The organism is Sorangiineae bacterium MSr12523, assembly GCA_037157775.1.
Classification (GTDB): Bacteria; Myxococcota_A; Polyangia; order Polyangiales; family Polyangiaceae; genus Pendulispora; species Pendulispora brunnea.
Window position 1 is genome coordinate 8,642,618 of the sequence record CP089982.1, and the last position, 16,606, is coordinate 8,659,223.

A 16,606-nucleotide genomic window follows, 5' to 3' on the forward strand; every position below is an offset into this window, starting at 1 on the left:
CATCTTGGCGTCTTGGCGGTTTCCAGTGTGGTAGCCTCCGCCGGTACGATGATGCCGATACGACGACTCCGAGCCACCGATTCTCCCGCCGCCCTTGCGCTCATGCTGGGGTTGCTCTCGTGCAGGCCGTCCGCGGAAAAGGCCCCCACCGTGCCCCCGGCCATTGCCGTGCCGGATGGCGCGGTCGTTTCGCTCAAAGTGCATGCGGTGGGCGTGCAGCGGTACATGTGCAAAACGCCCCCGGAGGGAAATGCGAGCTTCGCCTGGACCCTGGTGGCCCCCGAGGCGGATCTCTTCGATGCGGCGGGCAAACGCATCGGCAAGCATTATGCGGGACCGACGTGGGAGGATCTGGCAGGGACCAAAGTCGTGGCCGAGGTAAAAGCCAAAACCGATAGCCCCGATCCGAATGCCATCCCGTGGCTGCTCCTCCAAGCCAAGTCCCACGAGGGCACCGGCAGCCTCGGTCACGCGAAGTTCATTCACCGCATTGCCACCTCGGGCGGAAAAGCCCCCGAGGGCGGCTGCGACGAGGCCTCCGTGGGCTTCGAAAAGCGCATTCCCTACAACGCGGATTACTACTTCTACGACGCCGCTAACGGCACGTGATGGACGTGGCCATGACTTTGAATCCGTGGGGGGTGGCCGCAAGGTAGGCGACCATCCCGTGCCCATCGGCAAGGATGGCGGCTTGCGCCTGGCCTGCGTTTTCGCCTTCATCGGAGATGACGAGGGGCGAGCCTTGCGGATGGCCTTCGGCGTCGACGGTGAGCCCGCGCACGCGATGGCCGGACGTTGGACCCTCGGTCCAGACGAGGAGGAAGCGGCCGGCCCCAAGGGAGCTGACCGCGGGAGCGATGTAAGGCGCACCCAATCCGCCCTCGGGCACTTCGAACGTCGAGGCAGGGGTTTCTGCCGCGGGCTCATTCGCGTGCGGAAGCCGCCATGTCCGATAGCGCAAGCCCCATGCGTCTTTGCGGTCCGTGCGATCGGCCCACGCCACGAGCACGGTTTCGCCGCTCACCGCAATCGAGGGCGATCCGACCTCGCCACCGAGGCCTTTGGTCTCCGTCAAATCGCCCAGCGGCGACAATCGATGGTTGCCTTTCGCCGAGATGAAGCCGGTCCAAATCGACGTGCCACGGCGAAATGCCATGGCGTAGCCCCGTCCCGACGCGTCGAGGGGAACGGCGCGCAGCCCCTCGATGGGCGCACCACCGGGCAGAGGCCACAACGCGTTCACCTCGTCGGAATCGTGCGGGGCCCAAACGAGCTGGCCGCCGGCGGTCCCGAGATCGATGGGGATCGCGCCCGATGACGTGCGGCGCATCGCGATGGCGTCGCCGGGACGATCGGTGGACACGGCGACCTTCGGCCGGTGGTTCTTGGATGGCGCGGCGCCCGCCGGCGCGGGTGCCGGAATGGGCGTCACCCGTCGAATGGAGTCGTGCGAATGCGTCACCCGACTGCCCGTCAATGCGAGCGTCGCGGGATCGACGAGCGCACTGACCGCTTGCACGGGACGCGGCGCATATCCGACGACAATTCCCCGCGTGCCTGCCGCGACCTCGACGCCCGGCGAAAGGAGCGCCTGCCCCGCGATCATTTTCGGTTTGCCGGCGACACTGCATCCCGCGGCCGCGGCAGTAGGCTGCGCCGTCGACGGCAACTCGATGACCGCCGGCTCGGAGACGGGCGCGACCGCGCTCGCAGGCGTGGGCTCCGCCGCACGGGGAGGCGCGGCAACACGCGAAGCGTCCGCGCGTGCAGTGGACGCCATTTGCTTTTTCACGAGAACGCCGGCCGCCGTCACCAGCGCCAAAAGGCTCAAGCCCACGACCACCGGCCGCAGGAATCGCGATCGTTTCGGGGGCTCGGCACGAAGCGCGGGGCCATCGCCCGCGACACCCGTGCGCGCAAGCATTTGCTCCTGCGCCTGCGCCTGGAACGAAGGCGGAAGGATGATGATGGGAATTTCGTTTCTCGTCGTAACGGCAGTACTGCTGCCCTCGTCACGAATATGCGCGGCTTGAAAAGCCGTTGGAATCTTCGAGCCCACGGCGAGCTTTTTCAGCAGCGGTACCAGCCGCGTAACGGCCGTATGGTCGGAATGGTTCTCGACCACGGAAACGGAATTTCCGTTTCGGCTCTCGCCGACGGCATCTGGAAGGACTGGCACGCCAATGATGGTCGGCACGCTCCCGGGTTCGGAGGGCGACGGCATAGAATGACCTCCACGTGACCGGATGGCCGGGGGGATAGACTTCGTCAGTCCGTAAGGTCCCTCGAATTGCCCCGAAAAGCCACGACTTTTTGGAGCTGGATATACGAATATCCAACCCAACGATTGCACACTACGTACATTTTTCCGGGGGGCCGTTCACCCCTATCGTGATGTTCTCGTTCGGCAGAATCACGATGCCCGCATGACACGCAAGGGGCACGCGCGCCTCAGTTCTCAGTCCGCTATGCGCGATCCAATTCGAACGTGGTGCAATCCATTCTCCCCCGGCGTGAGAAATGGAACCTACGGCCAGGGCCGGCCAAAAGCGCCTACGCACCCCTACTCTGCGCCCACCGTCCCACCGCGATCGCCGGGGCCCTGGGCACCAAGTTTCATGAATGATCGCGAATATTTATGCGTGTTGACCGGGGACGGTGAAACGGACGCGCGCGCAGCTCCGCCGTGCTAGATCTTGGCCAACCGTGTACCGCCGCATCGTTCCTCTCGCCATCGCGCTTCCATTCGTGATCCTCGTGGCGGCGGGAGGCTGCCAGGGAATCGTGAGCGATACGGTCCCCTCGTTTCACTGCGATTCGCAGTTCGACGCGGGGGTGTGTCCCGCCGGTCAGTATTGCCTGGGATCCACGTGCGTGCCCAATGGCACGCTCCCATTCGATGCCGCGGTCGTCCGTTGCGGCGAGCAGACGTGCGCGCCCGGCCAGGTCTGCGCGCCGAAAACGAATCAGTGCATCGACGGGGCGACGGCCTGCACGACGGGCAGCTGCCCGGGATCGGAGGTCTGTGATTTTGGGACGCGGCAGTGCGTGAAGCCCGCGGCCACGCCAATCGGCCAGGGTTGCAAGGCCGATGCGGCGTGCGAGCCCGGAACCTTTTGCGGCTACTCGCCGGTCCTCACGACCGACGTGGTGAAGGCCGACGGCCTCTGCACCAAGCCGTGCTGCACATCGAGCGACTGCCCTGCAGACTTCGTCTGCTATGGCGCTGGCACCGGCGGAAACTATTGTGTGAGCAAAGGCGCCTTGCAGCGCCCCGCATTGGGCACGCGCGGCGGTGGCGAGTCCTGCACGGTGCAAGCCGATTGTCGCTCCGGCGTTTGCGACAGCACGAACAAATGCGCCGATACGTGCTGCGATCCCTCGCAGTGCACGAACGGCACGGTATGCCGTGCCATGGCGGTTCAAGGTGTTGGAACGGCCACGAAATACGTGCTCGGATGCGGTGCACCCGAGGGCCAAACCAAACCGGGCGATGCATGCGGAGGGCTCCTGGCCATCAAGTGCGCGCAAGGCGCGTGCGAGGACGGAGCGGACAGGTGCCGAACCGCTTGCCACCGCAGCTCGGACGCGTGCTATTGCGACAACACGAAGGCCGGCGGTCACACGGACCTCATCACGGTTTGCACGAACTCGGTGACCACGCGGGGCACCAGGCAGCTCGGCGAAGCGTGCGACACGGCGGACCAATGCTCCGGCAATCGGTGCCTCCAGGACTCGCCCGAAAGTACGAAATATTGCTCGGACGCGTGCAGCACCGACTCCGATTGCGCGAGCGCAGGCCTGGTGTGCAGGCCGCGGGACGCCGGCCAGGGGCGCTACCTGCTGCGGTGCGTGCGGAGCTGACGCAGAAGTTCACCATCGCGTCACCGAGTCGAAGAATTCGCGGTGCAACCTCGCGGCTCCCGAACGGAGCCATCGATGATCGCACGCACGCTGCCCATTCCGTCCTTGCTCACCATCCTTTACACGGGCTGCTTCGGCGGCAGCGCCGAGTCCACGGATAGCCACGCCAGCGCACTCGCCGCCTGCCGCGTGGCGGACGCATATGGTGCTGCCGTCGAAGTGGGCACCGTCGCGAGCAGCGCCATCGACGAGGCCTCGGGGCTGGCCGCCAGCAAGCGCAACCCCGGCGTGCTGTACGTGCACAACGACTCGGGCGATTCCGCCCGATTCTTCGCCCTGAACGAGCAAGCCGGCCTGATGGGAACATTCTCCGTGGGCGGCGCCACCGCCGTCGACTGGGAGGACACCGCCGTCGGCCCCTGCCCGCAAGGAAGCTGCGTGTACCTGGGCGACATCGGCGACAACGACGAAGCGCGGACCAACGTCGCCGTCTACCGCGTGCGCGAGCCCGATGTTGCCGGGGGCCAGACCTCCGGCTCGTTGCCGGCAGAGAAGTTCCCCTTTGCCTATCCCGATGGGCCACACAACGCCGAATCGTTGATGGTGCACCCCACCACCGGCAGCATGTACATCATCAGCAAAACGAAGACCGGCAAGAGCCGCGTTTATAAATTCCCCGAGCCGCTCACTGCGAACACCAAAGTGACGCTCATTAAGATTGCCGAATTGAATTTGCCATCGGGCCAAAGCGGCACCGCCACCGGCGCGGATATCCATCCTTGCGCGCCCCGCTTTCTGCTTCGCACCTATTCGCGCGTCTATGAATTCCGCGCGGGGGCGAACGAATCGTTCGATCAAGCGTTCACCAAGGCCCCCGTGACCTTGACGGCCCCCTCCGAGGACCAAGGCGAGGCGATTGCCTATGCCGCCGACGGCTCGGGCTATTACACGGTAAGTGAGGGCACGCAGCCGGCGCTTTATCGCATCAACGCGAAGTGAGGTGGTGGATCTCGCTTCAACCACCCGGCGGACACGCACTCGTTCAATCAAAGTGGATAGATCTCGTCGCGTTCTTGGAAATCGTTCGCGGTGAGTCGCATCGCCGCAATTGGACATGGCGCGGCGGGAGCTTTGGCGTATGGTAACGTTATCACATACGGAGGGTCCCATGCGTCGCCACGACTCGTATCACCGGTCCATCTTCGCGATTCCCCTCTTGGCTCTGGCGCTAAATGCGATAAGCACGATTGGGTGCGCCGGGTCGAGCGTCGAGGAAGCATCCTCGGGAGATGATTCGCTTCGAGCGGCCGCGGGAGAAGCGGGGCCGATCACGGCGAGTGAGCTCGGAGGCTCGCTCGATCGAGCGCATCTGCGCGCGACGAATCCCGATCTCGACGACACCGCGTTTCAGCTCAAATGGGCAGCGGCCAAGAAGGACGCGCTCTCGTTCTTTCGGTCGTTCGACGCAGCCTATCACGCCGACTTGGCCGGCGTGCCCGTCGCACGCGTGCCCGGCAAGGAAACCTTGTGCGCTGGGGACGCGCACCAGGAGAACTTCGGATTCATGAAGCTTCCCAGCGGCACCCGATTCGCCGTCAACGACTTCGACGATGCGGGCTATTGCCCCGCCGCGTTCGACGCCGCACGCTTCTTCGCAGCCATTTCGCTCGGTTACGGTGACGACGCACTCACCAAGCAGGTACTCGAGCGCTACGTGGATACGCTCAAAGACGCATCCAAGGCGAAGACCATCGATTCCGATCTCGCGCCGAGCTGGAAAAAGAAGCACGAGAAAGGGCTGAGCAAATACACGAAGAATGGCGCATTCGTTCTCGACGATGAGACGAAGCTCTCCGCACCGGATTCGGCCGATCGCGCGGCGGTCGTTGCCGCTGTCTCCTCGGACTCACGCCTCGGGGGCGCCACCGTGCGCGATGTCGCGGATTACGAGCGCGTGAATGGCGGCAGCGGAGGCCTTCGTCGGATTTGGGTGCTCGCCGACGTGAGCTCGACGCGCACCATCCTCGAGCTGAAGGAATTGACCTCACCCGGCGTGACCTGGGGACGTCACACGCGCACCCTCGAGCCGAGCGCCCGCTTCGATACATTGAAGCGGACGTTCTGGGGCGACGCCGATCCGGGCGATGTCTTCACCGTATCCCTCTTGGGAGAGACCTTCATGCTTCGCGACCGCCTCGTCCGCGATGCCCCCGATTTGGGCGATCTGAGCGCTGGTGATCGCAGCAAGGTGCTCGAGGTCGAGGCGAGCCAGCTCGCCATTTTGCATACCTCCGCCTTCTCCGAGGTGAAGAAGGATGCCCTGCGCACCTGGCTATCGGGCACCGCGCAGACGCTCGCAACTCGCTGGAAGAAAGCGTGGAGCGCCGCGCGAAGTGGTCCTTGATGAACTGATAACGTTACCATCCGCGCGGATGGTGTTCATCCGCCGAGCTGCACGGCCTTGCCGACCCACGTGTCGACCTCCGCGGCCTCTACGAGGAAGTCCGCAACGTCGGCACGAGACATCGAGCTCGGCACCTTCTCGAGCTTGATCGTTTTGTCACGGGTGTCTTGCTCCTGTCGCACGCGATCCGCGTACGGGAGCTTCAGGAAGATGCCGAAGATGACCTTCTCGGCGAACCAGCCGGTAAGTTTCGGGTGCTCGATCGCGAGTTTTTCGGCGCTCCGCGCGAAGGCCGTTACCTCGTGCCCGCGCGCGAGCGCCGCCTCGACGGCAAGTGCACCGGTCCCCTTCGACGCTCCGACAATCAGAATGCGCACGTTCGTCTCCGGTCAGCGCTTATTGGCGATTGGGGGCGTTCGCGAAGACACTCTTGTCATAGAGCGCCTTGATCGCGGTGATCTTCCCGTTGTTTGTCGTGAAGTGTTTCGCGGAGAGCACGCTCGAAACGGGCTGCGTGTGCGTATAGTACATCAAGAGCGCGGTCGTCTCATCGCCGTAGGCTGCAACCATCGTCGCGCCTTCGAGCATGGGAGCGAACGAACTTTCCGCCTCGTGCAACGCGTCCCCGCCTTCGATGCGACCGAAGGGCGTTTCGGAGACGACGTCGTCCGCAACGACCTTCATGGCGGTCGCGTGATCGCGGTTCTTCCAGGCCTCGTGGTAGGCGAGGGCTAGTTCGAGGGCGGGACTGGTATTGGCGTTCTTCGTCATGGCAAAGGTTCCTTTTGGGTGGTGACAGAATCGGTCCGCAAGCGACGCGCTCACGTCTTGCTGTCCAGCAGGAACTCTAGGCACGGACGCCGACGGAGGAAGTGAGGAGGATTGTCGATGCTGACAAGCGATGTCAGCATGTTCGCCCGCTATCGCGGTTTGAAGCCCTTCGTCTCGGTCCATTCGCGTAGCAGCGCTTGCCGGCTCTTTGGATACCGCTCGTTCAGCACCGTAATCTTCGAAATGCGATCGGTCCGGAAGTGGCGGAGATCGGTTCGAAGCTCGCACCACGCGGCAACGACACGCCAGATCTGAAAGAAGCCGAGGGCGAGAGGCCAGATGACGCGGCGGGTTTCCTTTCCATGCCCGTCCTTGTAGGAGATGGAAAGCTTCGACTCGGTGCGGATGGCGCGCCGAATCTTGCTGAGCTCCTCGTCGCCCGCAGCGGGGGCCTGCTTTCGCTCGCCGATGACAAGCACGCCCGAGGCGTCCAGGCCGCGCCGAAGATCTCGGGGGAGAACGGCGGCAATCTTCGAGAGCGCAGTCCTCCCAGCATCCGCCAGTCGGGTGTCCGCTTTCTCTGCAACCCATCGCCAGCCGACGGTGAGCGCCTCGAGCTCCTCTTCGGTGAATATCAGAGGCGGCAGAAGAAACCCAGGTCGCAGCACATAACCGACTCCGGGCTCTCCGTCGATGCGTGCCCCCATTTTCTGGAGCGCCGCGACGTCCCGGTACAAGGTGCGAAGGCTGACTTGCAACTTGCCGGCGAGGACAGCGCCACTCACCGGGGAGCGATAGCCGCGCAAAACCTCGACCAGTCGAAGAAGGCGTTCACTGCGTGTCATCGCGCTGCCCCACGATGCTGTCACGGGCCGTCGGCATAGTCGATCACATCGGCTCGATCGGCATCCCGGACTTCGAACAATGGATCAGTTCTCGCGTGAGAAGCGCTCCCATGCGGCTTGGCGGCTCACGCCCAGGGCGGTGGCGATGCGCTCCCAGCTCACGTTTCGTGCTCGCAGCATATCGACGTGCTCGTGGAGCTTCTCGGCCGTGGCATGTACGGCGGCTTCGGCGGCGGGCAACGCATCGAGGAGTTCCTCGTCCGTCATCGATTGCCAACTCGCGAAGGCTGCGGTCGGCTTTCCGGTGAGGATGCGCTGGCAAAGGCCAACACACGCGTCGCAAATATACACGCCTGGCCCGGCCACCATTTCGCCCGAAGGAGATTTACGGCAAAATGAGCACTGCGGCCGTTGCGTTTCTTTCGTTGTGGCGCCCTGCATTTTCGTTCTCCTTTTCACGTACGTGTCAAGGTAGCCCTGACACGGTTCGCGTCAAGGCAACCCTGACAAGTTTTCTCAGCTTGAGATTCAGTTGGAGCTATCTTGGGGGGATTTTTCGTTGATAAGGGACTAGGGATATCTCCAGTTCACACGCAAATAATAACGGTAGCACTCGTACGAGATGAAACGCTCATGGGCTTCCCGAACCGAGTGCCCGCGCCTCCGTAGCTACCCATTGACGCTTCGCTCGCTCGTCCATCGCATGCCATGGCTGCCCAATTGACGCGTCATAAGCGGGGAGGACGCCGGTTTTGATTCTTGCCGGGAGGCCGTTCCGCTTCACTCGAAACTGCGGTTCATTTACCGCGGGTCGTTCGCGTGCGACGATCAAAAGGATGGACTTCGCGTCGACTTCAATGGCTTTTTCGCGAACGCCTTTGCCTGTCGCACGAGTACATGCATTGACGAAGCCGGAGAATCCATTGACTTGCACACCGGCATGGTGATGACGGTGTTCGACGAGTACGGCAACGAGCTCGGCGAGCGGCGCCAGCGAGGCGCCGAGCACACCGAAGATCAATCCGTCCGCAATCAAGGATCGATGTCGTCGCATGAGGGCTCGCTAATGCCATCCTCACGACGACGACATCCGGAACGTCTCGAAATCGATCACGGGCGATCGGATTGCGAGCGGCGCCTTGGAGCCCGCGCCGGACTGGCCAAGGTGCACCGGCTCGAAGCGCGTCCTGAGATCGACGCCGACGGCGTGCGGCACGGACGAGGGCCGGGCGAATGGGTGAACGGCTCCAGTTTCTCGTGGATGAACGCGTCAACGTGAAGGACGCCAGCCGACGGGCTACGCAGATTCGCGAAAAGCTCATTTCAGATGGTTGGATCGTCTCGTCTGCCGACGAGGAATGCGTTCTCTGCGCGAAGGGCCACCGCCCAGGACCTCGCGCCCAGTCATGGTACTCGCGTGAAAGAGGCGAACTGGACTTCATGACGCCAGAACGCATCCGGCAACCTCCGGAACGGTTAAGTGATCGATATTGCACCATATTTTCGAACGGTCTTTCCATCGACGAAGGAACGTGTATGTACCTTCGTCGTTGGATCTGACGGACGAGCAGTGGGAGGCGGTGCGAGACAGCATTCCGGAGCCTGAGCGACAGGGGACGACGGAGCGAGGCGGACGGCCGTGGCGAGATCCTAGAGATGTATTGAACGGGATCCTTGGATCTTGCGAACAGGTGCACCGTGGGCTGACCTGCCTCGCCGCTACCCAGCGTATCGGACGTGTCACGACCGCTTTCAGAAGTGGGACGTGAGGGCGTCTTCGACGCAATACTGACAGTCCTAGCAGAGGATTTGCGCAGTAGAGGCAAAGTGGACTTGAGCGAAGCATTCATCGACGGCAGCCATGCCGGCGAAAAAGGGGGGCCTTGATGTTGGGATCACTCGCCGCGGCAAGCGACCAAGATCATGGCAGTGGCAGACCGCCATGGTCTTCCTATCGCCGTCTGGACTGCGAGTGGTCAGCGACATGAAACGAACCTTGTCGAAGAAACGCTCAACGCCCGATTCGTAAAGCCGCTGCCGAAGAAACTGATCGGCGATCGCGCGTACGACAGTGACGGGCTCGACGCGCAGTTGGGTGAGCGCGGCGTAGAAATGATCGCGCCACATAACCCCAGAAGGAAGACAAAGACACAGGACCTTCGCGCGCTGCGACGATACCGCCGCAGGTGGCATGTCGAACGCCTCTTTGCCTGGATGATGCGCTTCCGTCGCATCGTTACTCGTTACGAGCGAAAGGCACGCAACTTCCTCGCTTTCGCGAAGCTCGCCTGCATGGCGATTTTGCTCCGGCAACCTACATTCCGCGGCAAGTCACGCCTCGGCGACAGTTTCCCATTCAACAGGTTGCCGGATGCGTTCTAGGGACGGGTCCCTTCACGAACCTCGCGGCCGCTCCCTACGCGGCGGATCTCCTGTGCTGCCCCAAGTGCGAAGCTCGTATCGAAGAAGAGCCAGCGAAGCTGATGCCATCCTGACGTGCGAATCGTGCGGTCAGAGCACGCATCTTCGGTCTCTGCGACGCACCGACGAACATGAACCGCCGGTTGTCTGTGGATACCTCACCCTGACCTTCTACAACTGGCCGCCGGTGGACCTTCCGGCATGGAAGGCGAACATCGAGCTGCTCGTGCAGGGAGCCCTTCGTGGACCTTCGTCGATACCGAGCAAACGATGGCGACGCCACCCTTCGCGAACGAGCCACGTTCGCGCGGGTTGGACCGGTGGCGCGAGTCCGGTGAGCCCGCCGAGATCGCGCAGCGCGTACTCGAAAAGGGCGTCCCTACGCCACCCGTCAAACCATGCGGCGGAGGATCGTGGATCGAGCCAAGCGGGAGACGTTCCGTGTTTCCTATGATTCATGAGTACGTAAAGCAGCGCATTGCGAACCTCCCGTGGTCTCCTGAGCGCGTGGGCGTGATACCGCTCTTTCCATACCGATCCACGGCGTGCAAGCGCACGATTGACTGCGCGCGCCAGCCGAATCGTGAGTCCGTGCATTCCGCGTGACAAGGTGACCTTGTCGTGGGCCTCCACGATCAAATGGACATGGTCGTGCTGGATCGAGAAGTGCACGACCCGAAACTCCGCATCGGATGCATCTTTGATGCTTCGCACCAGCAACGCGAATACCGCGCCTGTTCGCAGGCCGTGCACGTCTTCGCGGGTTCGCAGTGTGACATGAACCGGATGTGCAGCCTTGTGAATGGGGCGTGCGCGATGAGACACGCCCGCCTTCGGACTGCGCTTCCTGCCCGCCCCCTTCCGCCGACCACCCCATGAACGGCCGGGCGGCAGCTCGAGCTGCTGCGATTTGATCGCCCGCTTCATCTTGAATAAGGCATATAATAAATATGGCAACAAATCAAGTTATTCTAAGCTCCGCCCGCGACAGCGATAACCCGTTAGAAGCCTATTTGATAACATCGGTAACACCCTGGCCGTGGCGAGGCGGTGTAGCGTTGCCCTCGGAGGGAACACCTGCCGTGGAGCAGAGGAGCAATTCATCGCTTCGCATGGCCAAAGGCATCGCGGAGCTCTGTCGCAGATGCTCGATAAGCCGCTTCCGAGGCCATTGCGCGCTTGAAGGCCGTTCACGTCGACCGCTCGATCGCACTCAGCAACGCGGCTTCGACAGGTTTTGCAGGGAGTACAACCACGTCCGCCCGCATGAGGCCCTTGGCAATGGCATTCCCGTCGCCTTCTACGAGAAGGCCCGCCAACGCTTGCCCGAACCGTGCTTTGGATGCGACTTCGAGACCAGGCGCGTATCCAGGCCCGGTCGACGGCCCGAAGCTCGTACACTTCGGAACCCTTCACATCGGCACGCTGTCGCGCAAAGACAAGTCCCTGCAATTTGCCGCGAGCAACGAGACCCCAACAGCGCTCGCCGTCACACCCCTCTTTCGGCGGGGGATGCCGCCGCTCCTGTGTCCCTAGAAAATATCGCCCGCCCCATGTCCTTGACGGTACACCGTCGGCGACAGCGGTAACCGATTACGAGCTTGTTTCATCATATCGGTAACACCCATCCTGGGGCGAGGAGGGGTAGCCTGGTCGCGCAGGTCGGCCGGGCACCAGGTTCTATTTGCGGGATTGCTCTCTACGGCAAGCCACTTCTCCGGAGCCCCGAAGCCGCTCTCGACGACTTAGCCCGCGATGGGGGCGGCGCTGGCCGCGGCGACGCCTTGGGCGGCGAGGATGCCTAGGTTCTTCTCGATGAGGGCGGTGTCGCAGTGGACGCGGAACTCGATTGCCTTGCCCCAGCGAAGGCGCAGGATGAAAACCCCTTGATTCGGTAGCGGATCGTCGTTGCGATCGCGGGCCTCGTCCGCCCATTCGATGGCGGCTTGTGTGTTCCACGGAGGGCCCGCGACAATGAGCTTTTTGATGTCGAAGCGGATTCCTGGAAAGACGTTTGCCAGCCGCTCGTACCATTCCTTGATGCGGGCCGGTGATGTCCGCTTTCCGGAGAGCGCGTGGCGGCCTGCAAACCAGTGGACGGCGCCCGGGTCGAACTGGCGCGTGATGAACGCGTAGTCACCCGCGTTGAGTCGAGCGAAAACCTCCCTCAGGTGGCGTCGGACGAAGAAGTGGTACATCCCCTCGAGCATAGCGCCAATATTGATGCCGTCAACATTGGCGGCAAAGGGCTCTTCCCGTGATAGATGTAGGCCGTGGCGAGATTACCTGGAGGGCTGCGACCGCAAAAGAAACCCGCGGGCAGGTATCATCATGGCGAGCTTCGCCGCGCGCTGCTCGATGCCGCGCTCGGCATTGTCGAGAAGGATGGAACCGGTGCCGTTTCGCTGAGTGCTGCCGCGCGGCGCGTCGGTGTCTCGCCCCAAGCGAGCTACAACCACTTTCGTGACAAGGGCGCGTTGCTCGCGGCCATGGCGGAGGAGGGGCTGCGTGGGCTCGAGCGGAGCATGCGCGAGGCCGGCGCGGCCGATCTCGGTGAAGGCGAGCGCCTCGAGGCCATCGGTGTTGCGTATGTCGCGCACGCGAGTGCCCACCCCGCACACTTTCGCTTGCTCAGTGCTCCCGAGCTCGCAGACAAGACGGAGCACCCGCAGCTCTTGGCCGCGTACGAAGCCGCGTTCGGCGTGCTCCTCGCAGCCATCGAGGCGTGCCAAGCGACCGGCGTCGTGCGCAAGGCCGATGCGCGGAAACTCGCGCGCGCCGCATGGGCGATGGTTCACGGCGTGGCGTGGCTGCTCGTCGATGGGCAATTCGCGGTCGCCGGAGCCGACGCCGCACATGTGGCGCGTGAGTCGGTGCGGGTGCTGTTCAAAGGACTGGACGCGCGCCGTTAGCGCAAAGAGGCCCGGCCCGCGTTCAGCGGAAGCTCAACGCGTGCGGTCGTTCCTTGACCGAGTTCGCTCGTCAGGGACAAGGTGCCGCCGTGGGCCTCGACGATGTGGCGTGCGAGTGTGAGGCCGAGTCCGAGTCCGCCGGTGGCGCGGGTGCGGCTGCGATCGGCGCGGAAGAAAGGCTCGAAGATGCGCTCGAGATCCGCGGCGGCGATACCGATGCCGTAATCGCGCACCTCGACCACGACGCCGTCGGGAATCGATGCGCACGATAGATGAATCGGGCGATGGCCGTCGTCGGTGTACTTGTGGGCATTCTCCAGCAAATTGTCGAATACCCTTCGCAGAAGGCGCGGGTCGGCCAAGATCGTCGGCATTGGAGTCGAAATCGACGCGTCGAGCTCGCGCTCGGAATGGGCCGATCGAAACCGCGACACGGATCTCTCGAGAAGGCCGCTCAGCCTCACGGACTCGAACGAAATGGGAGGAAGTGCGCTTGCGGAACCTGCTCCCTCGCGGAGTGCGAGACGTGTCGCCGTGAGCACGTCGCCCACGAGCACTTCGAGATCGGCCAGGTCCTCGGCGATGTCACGCAGCGAGTCGTGCGCGGTCGTGGCATCGCCCTCCGCGGCAAGGTCCAGCGCGATTCGGATTCGCTGGAGTGGGGTTCGCAGCTCGTGGGAAATGTTCGCCAGAAGCTCGCGCTTGGCCTGAATGGCCTTGGTCACCCGATCCGCCATATCGTCGAATGCCCGCGCGACGTCCCCCAGTTCGTCGGTGCGTAGCAAGTGCGTGCGCGCCGACAGGCGGCCCGCGCCGAACGCCCTCGCCGTGGACGCGAGCCTCTCGAGCGGAACGGCCAGCGACCGCGCGGTGAGCCACGACGAAATACCAACTACCGCCAGTACGAAAATACCAAATAGAGCGACGCCAGGCGACGGGGGAAGATCGGGAAAGGATACGACCATCTGCATGGGCAACTCGCCGCGAAGGTCGAGACGGCGGCGCCTCACGGCCGACGGTTGCGGCTCGGCCAATGGCTGCGACTGCGAGAACGCAATCGGTGCCCCATTCGCATCGTAAATCGTGACGGACCAGTGCAACTCGTCCGCGGCGCGGTCCACGATAGGCTGCAGGGACGCGCGATCTCGCGCCTCGGCCTCGAGCGTCGCGACCACGAAGTTCAGCGCGCTATCGCGAAACATCGCAATGCGCGACGAACGCATCACCAAAAATACCACGACCGCCACGATGGCAACGACCGCAAACTGCGCCATACCTACGAGGTAAATGCGCTGCACGAGGCGCAAACGTCGCACGTCACTCCTGTTCCAGGGCAAGCATGTAGCCCCTACGGCGCACGGTTTTGAGCATGCGGGGATGGCGCGGATCGTCATTCAGCTTCTGCCGCAAGCGCGAGATATGCACGTCAATCGCGCGCTCGAACGTTTCGTCGGCGCTCCCGCGCACGATTTCCACGAGCTGCTCGCGAGTCATCACGCGGCCTGCACTCTCGGCGAGTGCGCGAAGCAACATGAACTCGTACGTGGTGAGCGCGAGCCCTTCACCATGGATCGTGGCACTCATGGCCCGTGGATCGAGAACGAGCCCGCCGACGCGCAGCCGCTCGATGGGCGGCCCAGCACGCCCGCGGGCGCGACGCACGTGCGCCCGAATGCGCGCCAGCAGCTCCCGCGAGGAAAACGGTTTGACCAGGTAATCGTCCGCACCGCCCTCGAGTCCCATGACGCGATCGGCTTCCTCGGTGCGTGCACTGACCATGATGATGGGAACCCCGGTGCGGCTACGCAGCTGCCGGCATACTTCGATGCCGTCGGCACCGGGCATCATGAGATCCAGAAGCACCACGTCCGGATCGCCCCGCATGACCGCAGTGATCCCGGTGGCACCATCCTCCGCCAACGTGATGCTGAGGCCATGCGACTCGAGGTACTTGGCCATGAGGCATGCCGTACGAACGTCGTCCTCGATGTAAACGACGGAAATGCCATCTTCCGTACGATTCGCAGGAGGCTCCATCATCAACGAGTTACGACATAAAGGTTGGCTTTGCATTCTTCATCTTGAATGCCTGCACCACGTTGGATCGGACGTGCCGTCGATTCCGTATTGTAAACACACGTAATCTTGAGCCGGTCCCCTGGCTCGAGCTGCAACGGCTCATCGTAAATGAAGAGCCGCTGGCTGTAGAAATTCCAATGGTCGAAGTTTGCGGCGCAATCGCGGGAGGCACCGCGAACAAGGTCGATCTGCATCGTTCGACCCAGCGTGTGCATCTGCGGGGCCACGCCGAGAACGGTGGTCGGACGATCCACTGCGCGTTCGCCCTCGGCTTCGACTTGGACTTTGCCAGGGGCCAGCGCGATGTCGCGCGCGGAGAGCGCCTCGAAGGACGCTGCCCGAACCTCCTCGATGTCGTTGAGCCTCATATCCACTCGAGTTCGAGTGGCGGCGCCCAACCCCGACGTGATCACGTTGTAGTGAATTTGGACCACCAACTTGCGACGCGCCTCGAGACGCAATCCGGTCCCTTCCGGAAATGGCAATGAAGGCGAATCCCACGTCCAGCTCGCAACGAGGCGCGCCGGCTCGGCCCGTGGCGAGCCGTAGCATGAATAGCCCGGCCCCGGATCCTCGCGATCGAGACGCGCGATCTCGGCCTCCGCCTCGTCGGATTCGGGGGAAAAGATGGTCACTTGCGCCACCATGCGCGGATCGGTGGACACGACGCGAATCCCGGTGAGCATGCGATCGCGCGGAAGCTCCGGGTCCACCACGAAACATCGATACGCGCTGGCGCCGAGTCCCGCCGTGTAGTCGGCGCCCGTGTCCAGGGTCACGTCGGCGCGCCCGATATCGGGCAAGGATTTGCGCTCGAGGGGCGACGGCGCGGAGGGATCGCCCCGGGGCATCCCCTGCTCTTGCCAATGAACCAAGGTCGAGAGTTCCTCGTTGGTGAGCCACGAGGAATCGTTCCAGGTCCTGCAGATGCCGCTGTTTTCAGCGATCCACGGCGGCATCATGCGCGCTTGAACCATGTATTTCATCTTCGCGCCAACCTTCGACACGTCTTCGTAGGTGCCGAGACGGGGCCGCGCGGCAAGGCCCCCGGTGGAATGGCAGTGCTCACACCGACGGCTCAGGATCGGGGCCACGTCGCGATAATAGGAATAGGACGGCGCGGCGCGCTCTCTCCAAAGGCCAATCCCAGCAAACACGACCGCAACGGCGGGCAAGCCCACGACCCAAGGAAGTCGAAATTGGCCCATATTCGTCGTTGGATATCACATTTCGGTCCGATATCCAGTGATGTCATTTCATAGCGAGTTTGTTTCGTAATGTTAACTCGCCACCCGCCGTCGCAAAGGCAT

At 63.2% G+C, this 16,606-nt stretch carries 16 protein-coding genes and 1 pseudogene; 7 read left to right on the forward strand and 10 right to left on the reverse strand.

Annotated elements, in window-relative coordinates:
* The first annotated feature begins 48 nt into the window (after positions 1-48).
* Positions 49-609, forward strand: a complete 561-nt coding sequence (locus LZC95_33900) for a DUF3455 domain-containing protein (protein ID WXA91439.1) — start codon at positions 49-51, stop codon at positions 607-609.
* Here the strand turns inward: LZC95_33900 and LZC95_33905 are convergent.
* Positions 596-2,224 (reverse strand): hypothetical protein, encoded by a 1,629-nt coding sequence (locus LZC95_33905; protein ID WXA91440.1) that lies wholly within the window; start codon positions 2,222-2,224, stop codon positions 596-598. The two genes, LZC95_33900 and LZC95_33905, sit on opposite strands and share 14 nt — an antisense overlap.
* Positions 2,225-2,706: 482 nt before the next feature.
* Here LZC95_33905 and LZC95_33910 point away from each other — a divergent pair, with 482 nt between their 5' ends.
* The 3 genes from LZC95_33910 to LZC95_33920 all read left to right on the forward strand — a co-directional run bounded on the left by LZC95_33910 (position 2,707) and on the right by LZC95_33920 (position 6,268).
* Positions 2,707-3,864, forward strand: coding sequence for a hypothetical protein (locus LZC95_33910; GenBank protein WXA91441.1), 1,158 nt, complete (start codon positions 2,707-2,709; stop codon positions 3,862-3,864).
* A 75-nt stretch (positions 3,865-3,939) separates the two neighbouring features.
* The gene (locus LZC95_33915; protein ID WXA91442.1) at positions 3,940-4,863 is read left to right on the forward strand and encodes a hypothetical protein; all 924 of its coding nucleotides are present in this window, start codon (positions 3,940-3,942) and stop codon (positions 4,861-4,863) included.
* A 169-nt stretch (positions 4,864-5,032) separates the two neighbouring features.
* Positions 5,033-6,268 carry a DUF2252 domain-containing protein gene (locus tag LZC95_33920; GenBank protein ID WXA91443.1) on the forward strand — a complete coding sequence of 412 codons (1,236 nt, stop codon included), beginning with the start codon at positions 5,033-5,035 and terminating at the stop codon, positions 6,266-6,268.
* 35 nt (positions 6,269-6,303) lie between these two features.
* Here LZC95_33920 and LZC95_33925 read toward each other — a convergent pair whose 3' ends face one another.
* The 4 genes from LZC95_33925 to LZC95_33940 all read right to left on the reverse strand — a co-directional run bounded on the left by LZC95_33925 (position 6,304) and on the right by LZC95_33940 (position 8,235).
* Complete coding sequence (locus tag LZC95_33925) at positions 6,304-6,645, reverse strand: hypothetical protein (GenBank protein WXA91444.1); 342 nt, start codon at positions 6,643-6,645, stop codon at positions 6,304-6,306.
* Positions 6,646-6,664: 19 nt separating this feature from the next.
* A complete protein-coding gene (locus LZC95_33930; protein ID WXA91445.1) occupies positions 6,665-7,039 on the reverse strand; it encodes a nuclear transport factor 2 family protein in 375 nt (124 codons plus the stop codon).
* A gap of 149 nt (positions 7,040-7,188) precedes the next feature.
* Positions 7,189-7,908, reverse strand: coding sequence for a YafY family transcriptional regulator (locus tag LZC95_33935; protein WXA91446.1), 720 nt, complete (start codon positions 7,906-7,908; stop codon positions 7,189-7,191).
* A 60-nt stretch (positions 7,909-7,968) separates the two neighbouring features.
* Complete coding sequence (locus tag LZC95_33940) at positions 7,969-8,235, reverse strand: hypothetical protein (protein ID WXA91447.1); 267 nt, start codon at positions 8,233-8,235, stop codon at positions 7,969-7,971.
* A 577-nt stretch (positions 8,236-8,812) separates the two neighbouring features.
* Here LZC95_33940 and LZC95_33945 point away from each other — a divergent pair.
* Positions 8,813-9,163, forward strand: coding sequence for a hypothetical protein (locus LZC95_33945; GenBank protein ID WXA91448.1), 351 nt, complete (start codon positions 8,813-8,815; stop codon positions 9,161-9,163).
* Between the two features lie 271 nt (positions 9,164-9,434).
* Positions 9,435-10,266 (forward strand): annotated as a pseudogene (locus LZC95_33950) (IS5 family transposase).
* Positions 10,267-10,476: 210 nt separating this feature from the next.
* On the opposite strand, the gene LZC95_33955 reads toward LZC95_33950, so the two are convergent.
* Complete coding sequence (locus tag LZC95_33955; protein WXA91449.1) at positions 10,477-11,130, reverse strand: transposase; 654 nt, start codon at positions 11,128-11,130, stop codon at positions 10,477-10,479.
* A gap of 920 nt (positions 11,131-12,050) precedes the next feature.
* Positions 12,051-12,503: a nuclear transport factor 2 family protein gene (locus LZC95_33960; protein ID WXA91450.1), complete on the reverse strand. Its 453-nt coding sequence runs from the start codon at positions 12,501-12,503 to the stop codon at positions 12,051-12,053.
* A 75-nt stretch (positions 12,504-12,578) separates the two neighbouring features.
* Between LZC95_33960 and LZC95_33965 the strand changes: the two genes are divergently transcribed.
* Positions 12,579-13,217: a TetR/AcrR family transcriptional regulator gene (locus tag LZC95_33965; protein WXA91451.1), complete on the forward strand. Its 639-nt coding sequence runs from the start codon at positions 12,579-12,581 to the stop codon at positions 13,215-13,217.
* On the opposite strand, the gene LZC95_33970 is transcribed toward LZC95_33965, so the two are convergent.
* Genes LZC95_33970 through LZC95_33980 form a run of 3 tightly spaced genes read right to left on the reverse strand, consistent with a single transcriptional unit; the run spans position 13,214 to position 16,504 of the window.
* A complete protein-coding gene (locus tag LZC95_33970) occupies positions 13,214-14,533 on the reverse strand; it encodes a HAMP domain-containing histidine kinase (GenBank protein WXA91452.1) in 1,320 nt (439 codons plus the stop codon). The two genes, LZC95_33965 and LZC95_33970, sit on opposite strands and share 4 nt — an antisense overlap.
* A 1-nt stretch (position 14,534) precedes the next feature.
* Positions 14,535-15,257: a response regulator transcription factor gene (locus tag LZC95_33975; protein ID WXA91453.1), complete on the reverse strand. Its 723-nt coding sequence runs from the start codon at positions 15,255-15,257 to the stop codon at positions 14,535-14,537.
* Positions 15,257-16,504: a hypothetical protein gene (locus LZC95_33980; protein ID WXA91454.1), complete on the reverse strand. Its 1,248-nt coding sequence runs from the start codon at positions 16,502-16,504 to the stop codon at positions 15,257-15,259. Before LZC95_33980 ends, LZC95_33975 begins: the two co-directional genes overlap by 1 nt.
* Positions 16,505-16,606: the final 102 nt, after the last annotated feature.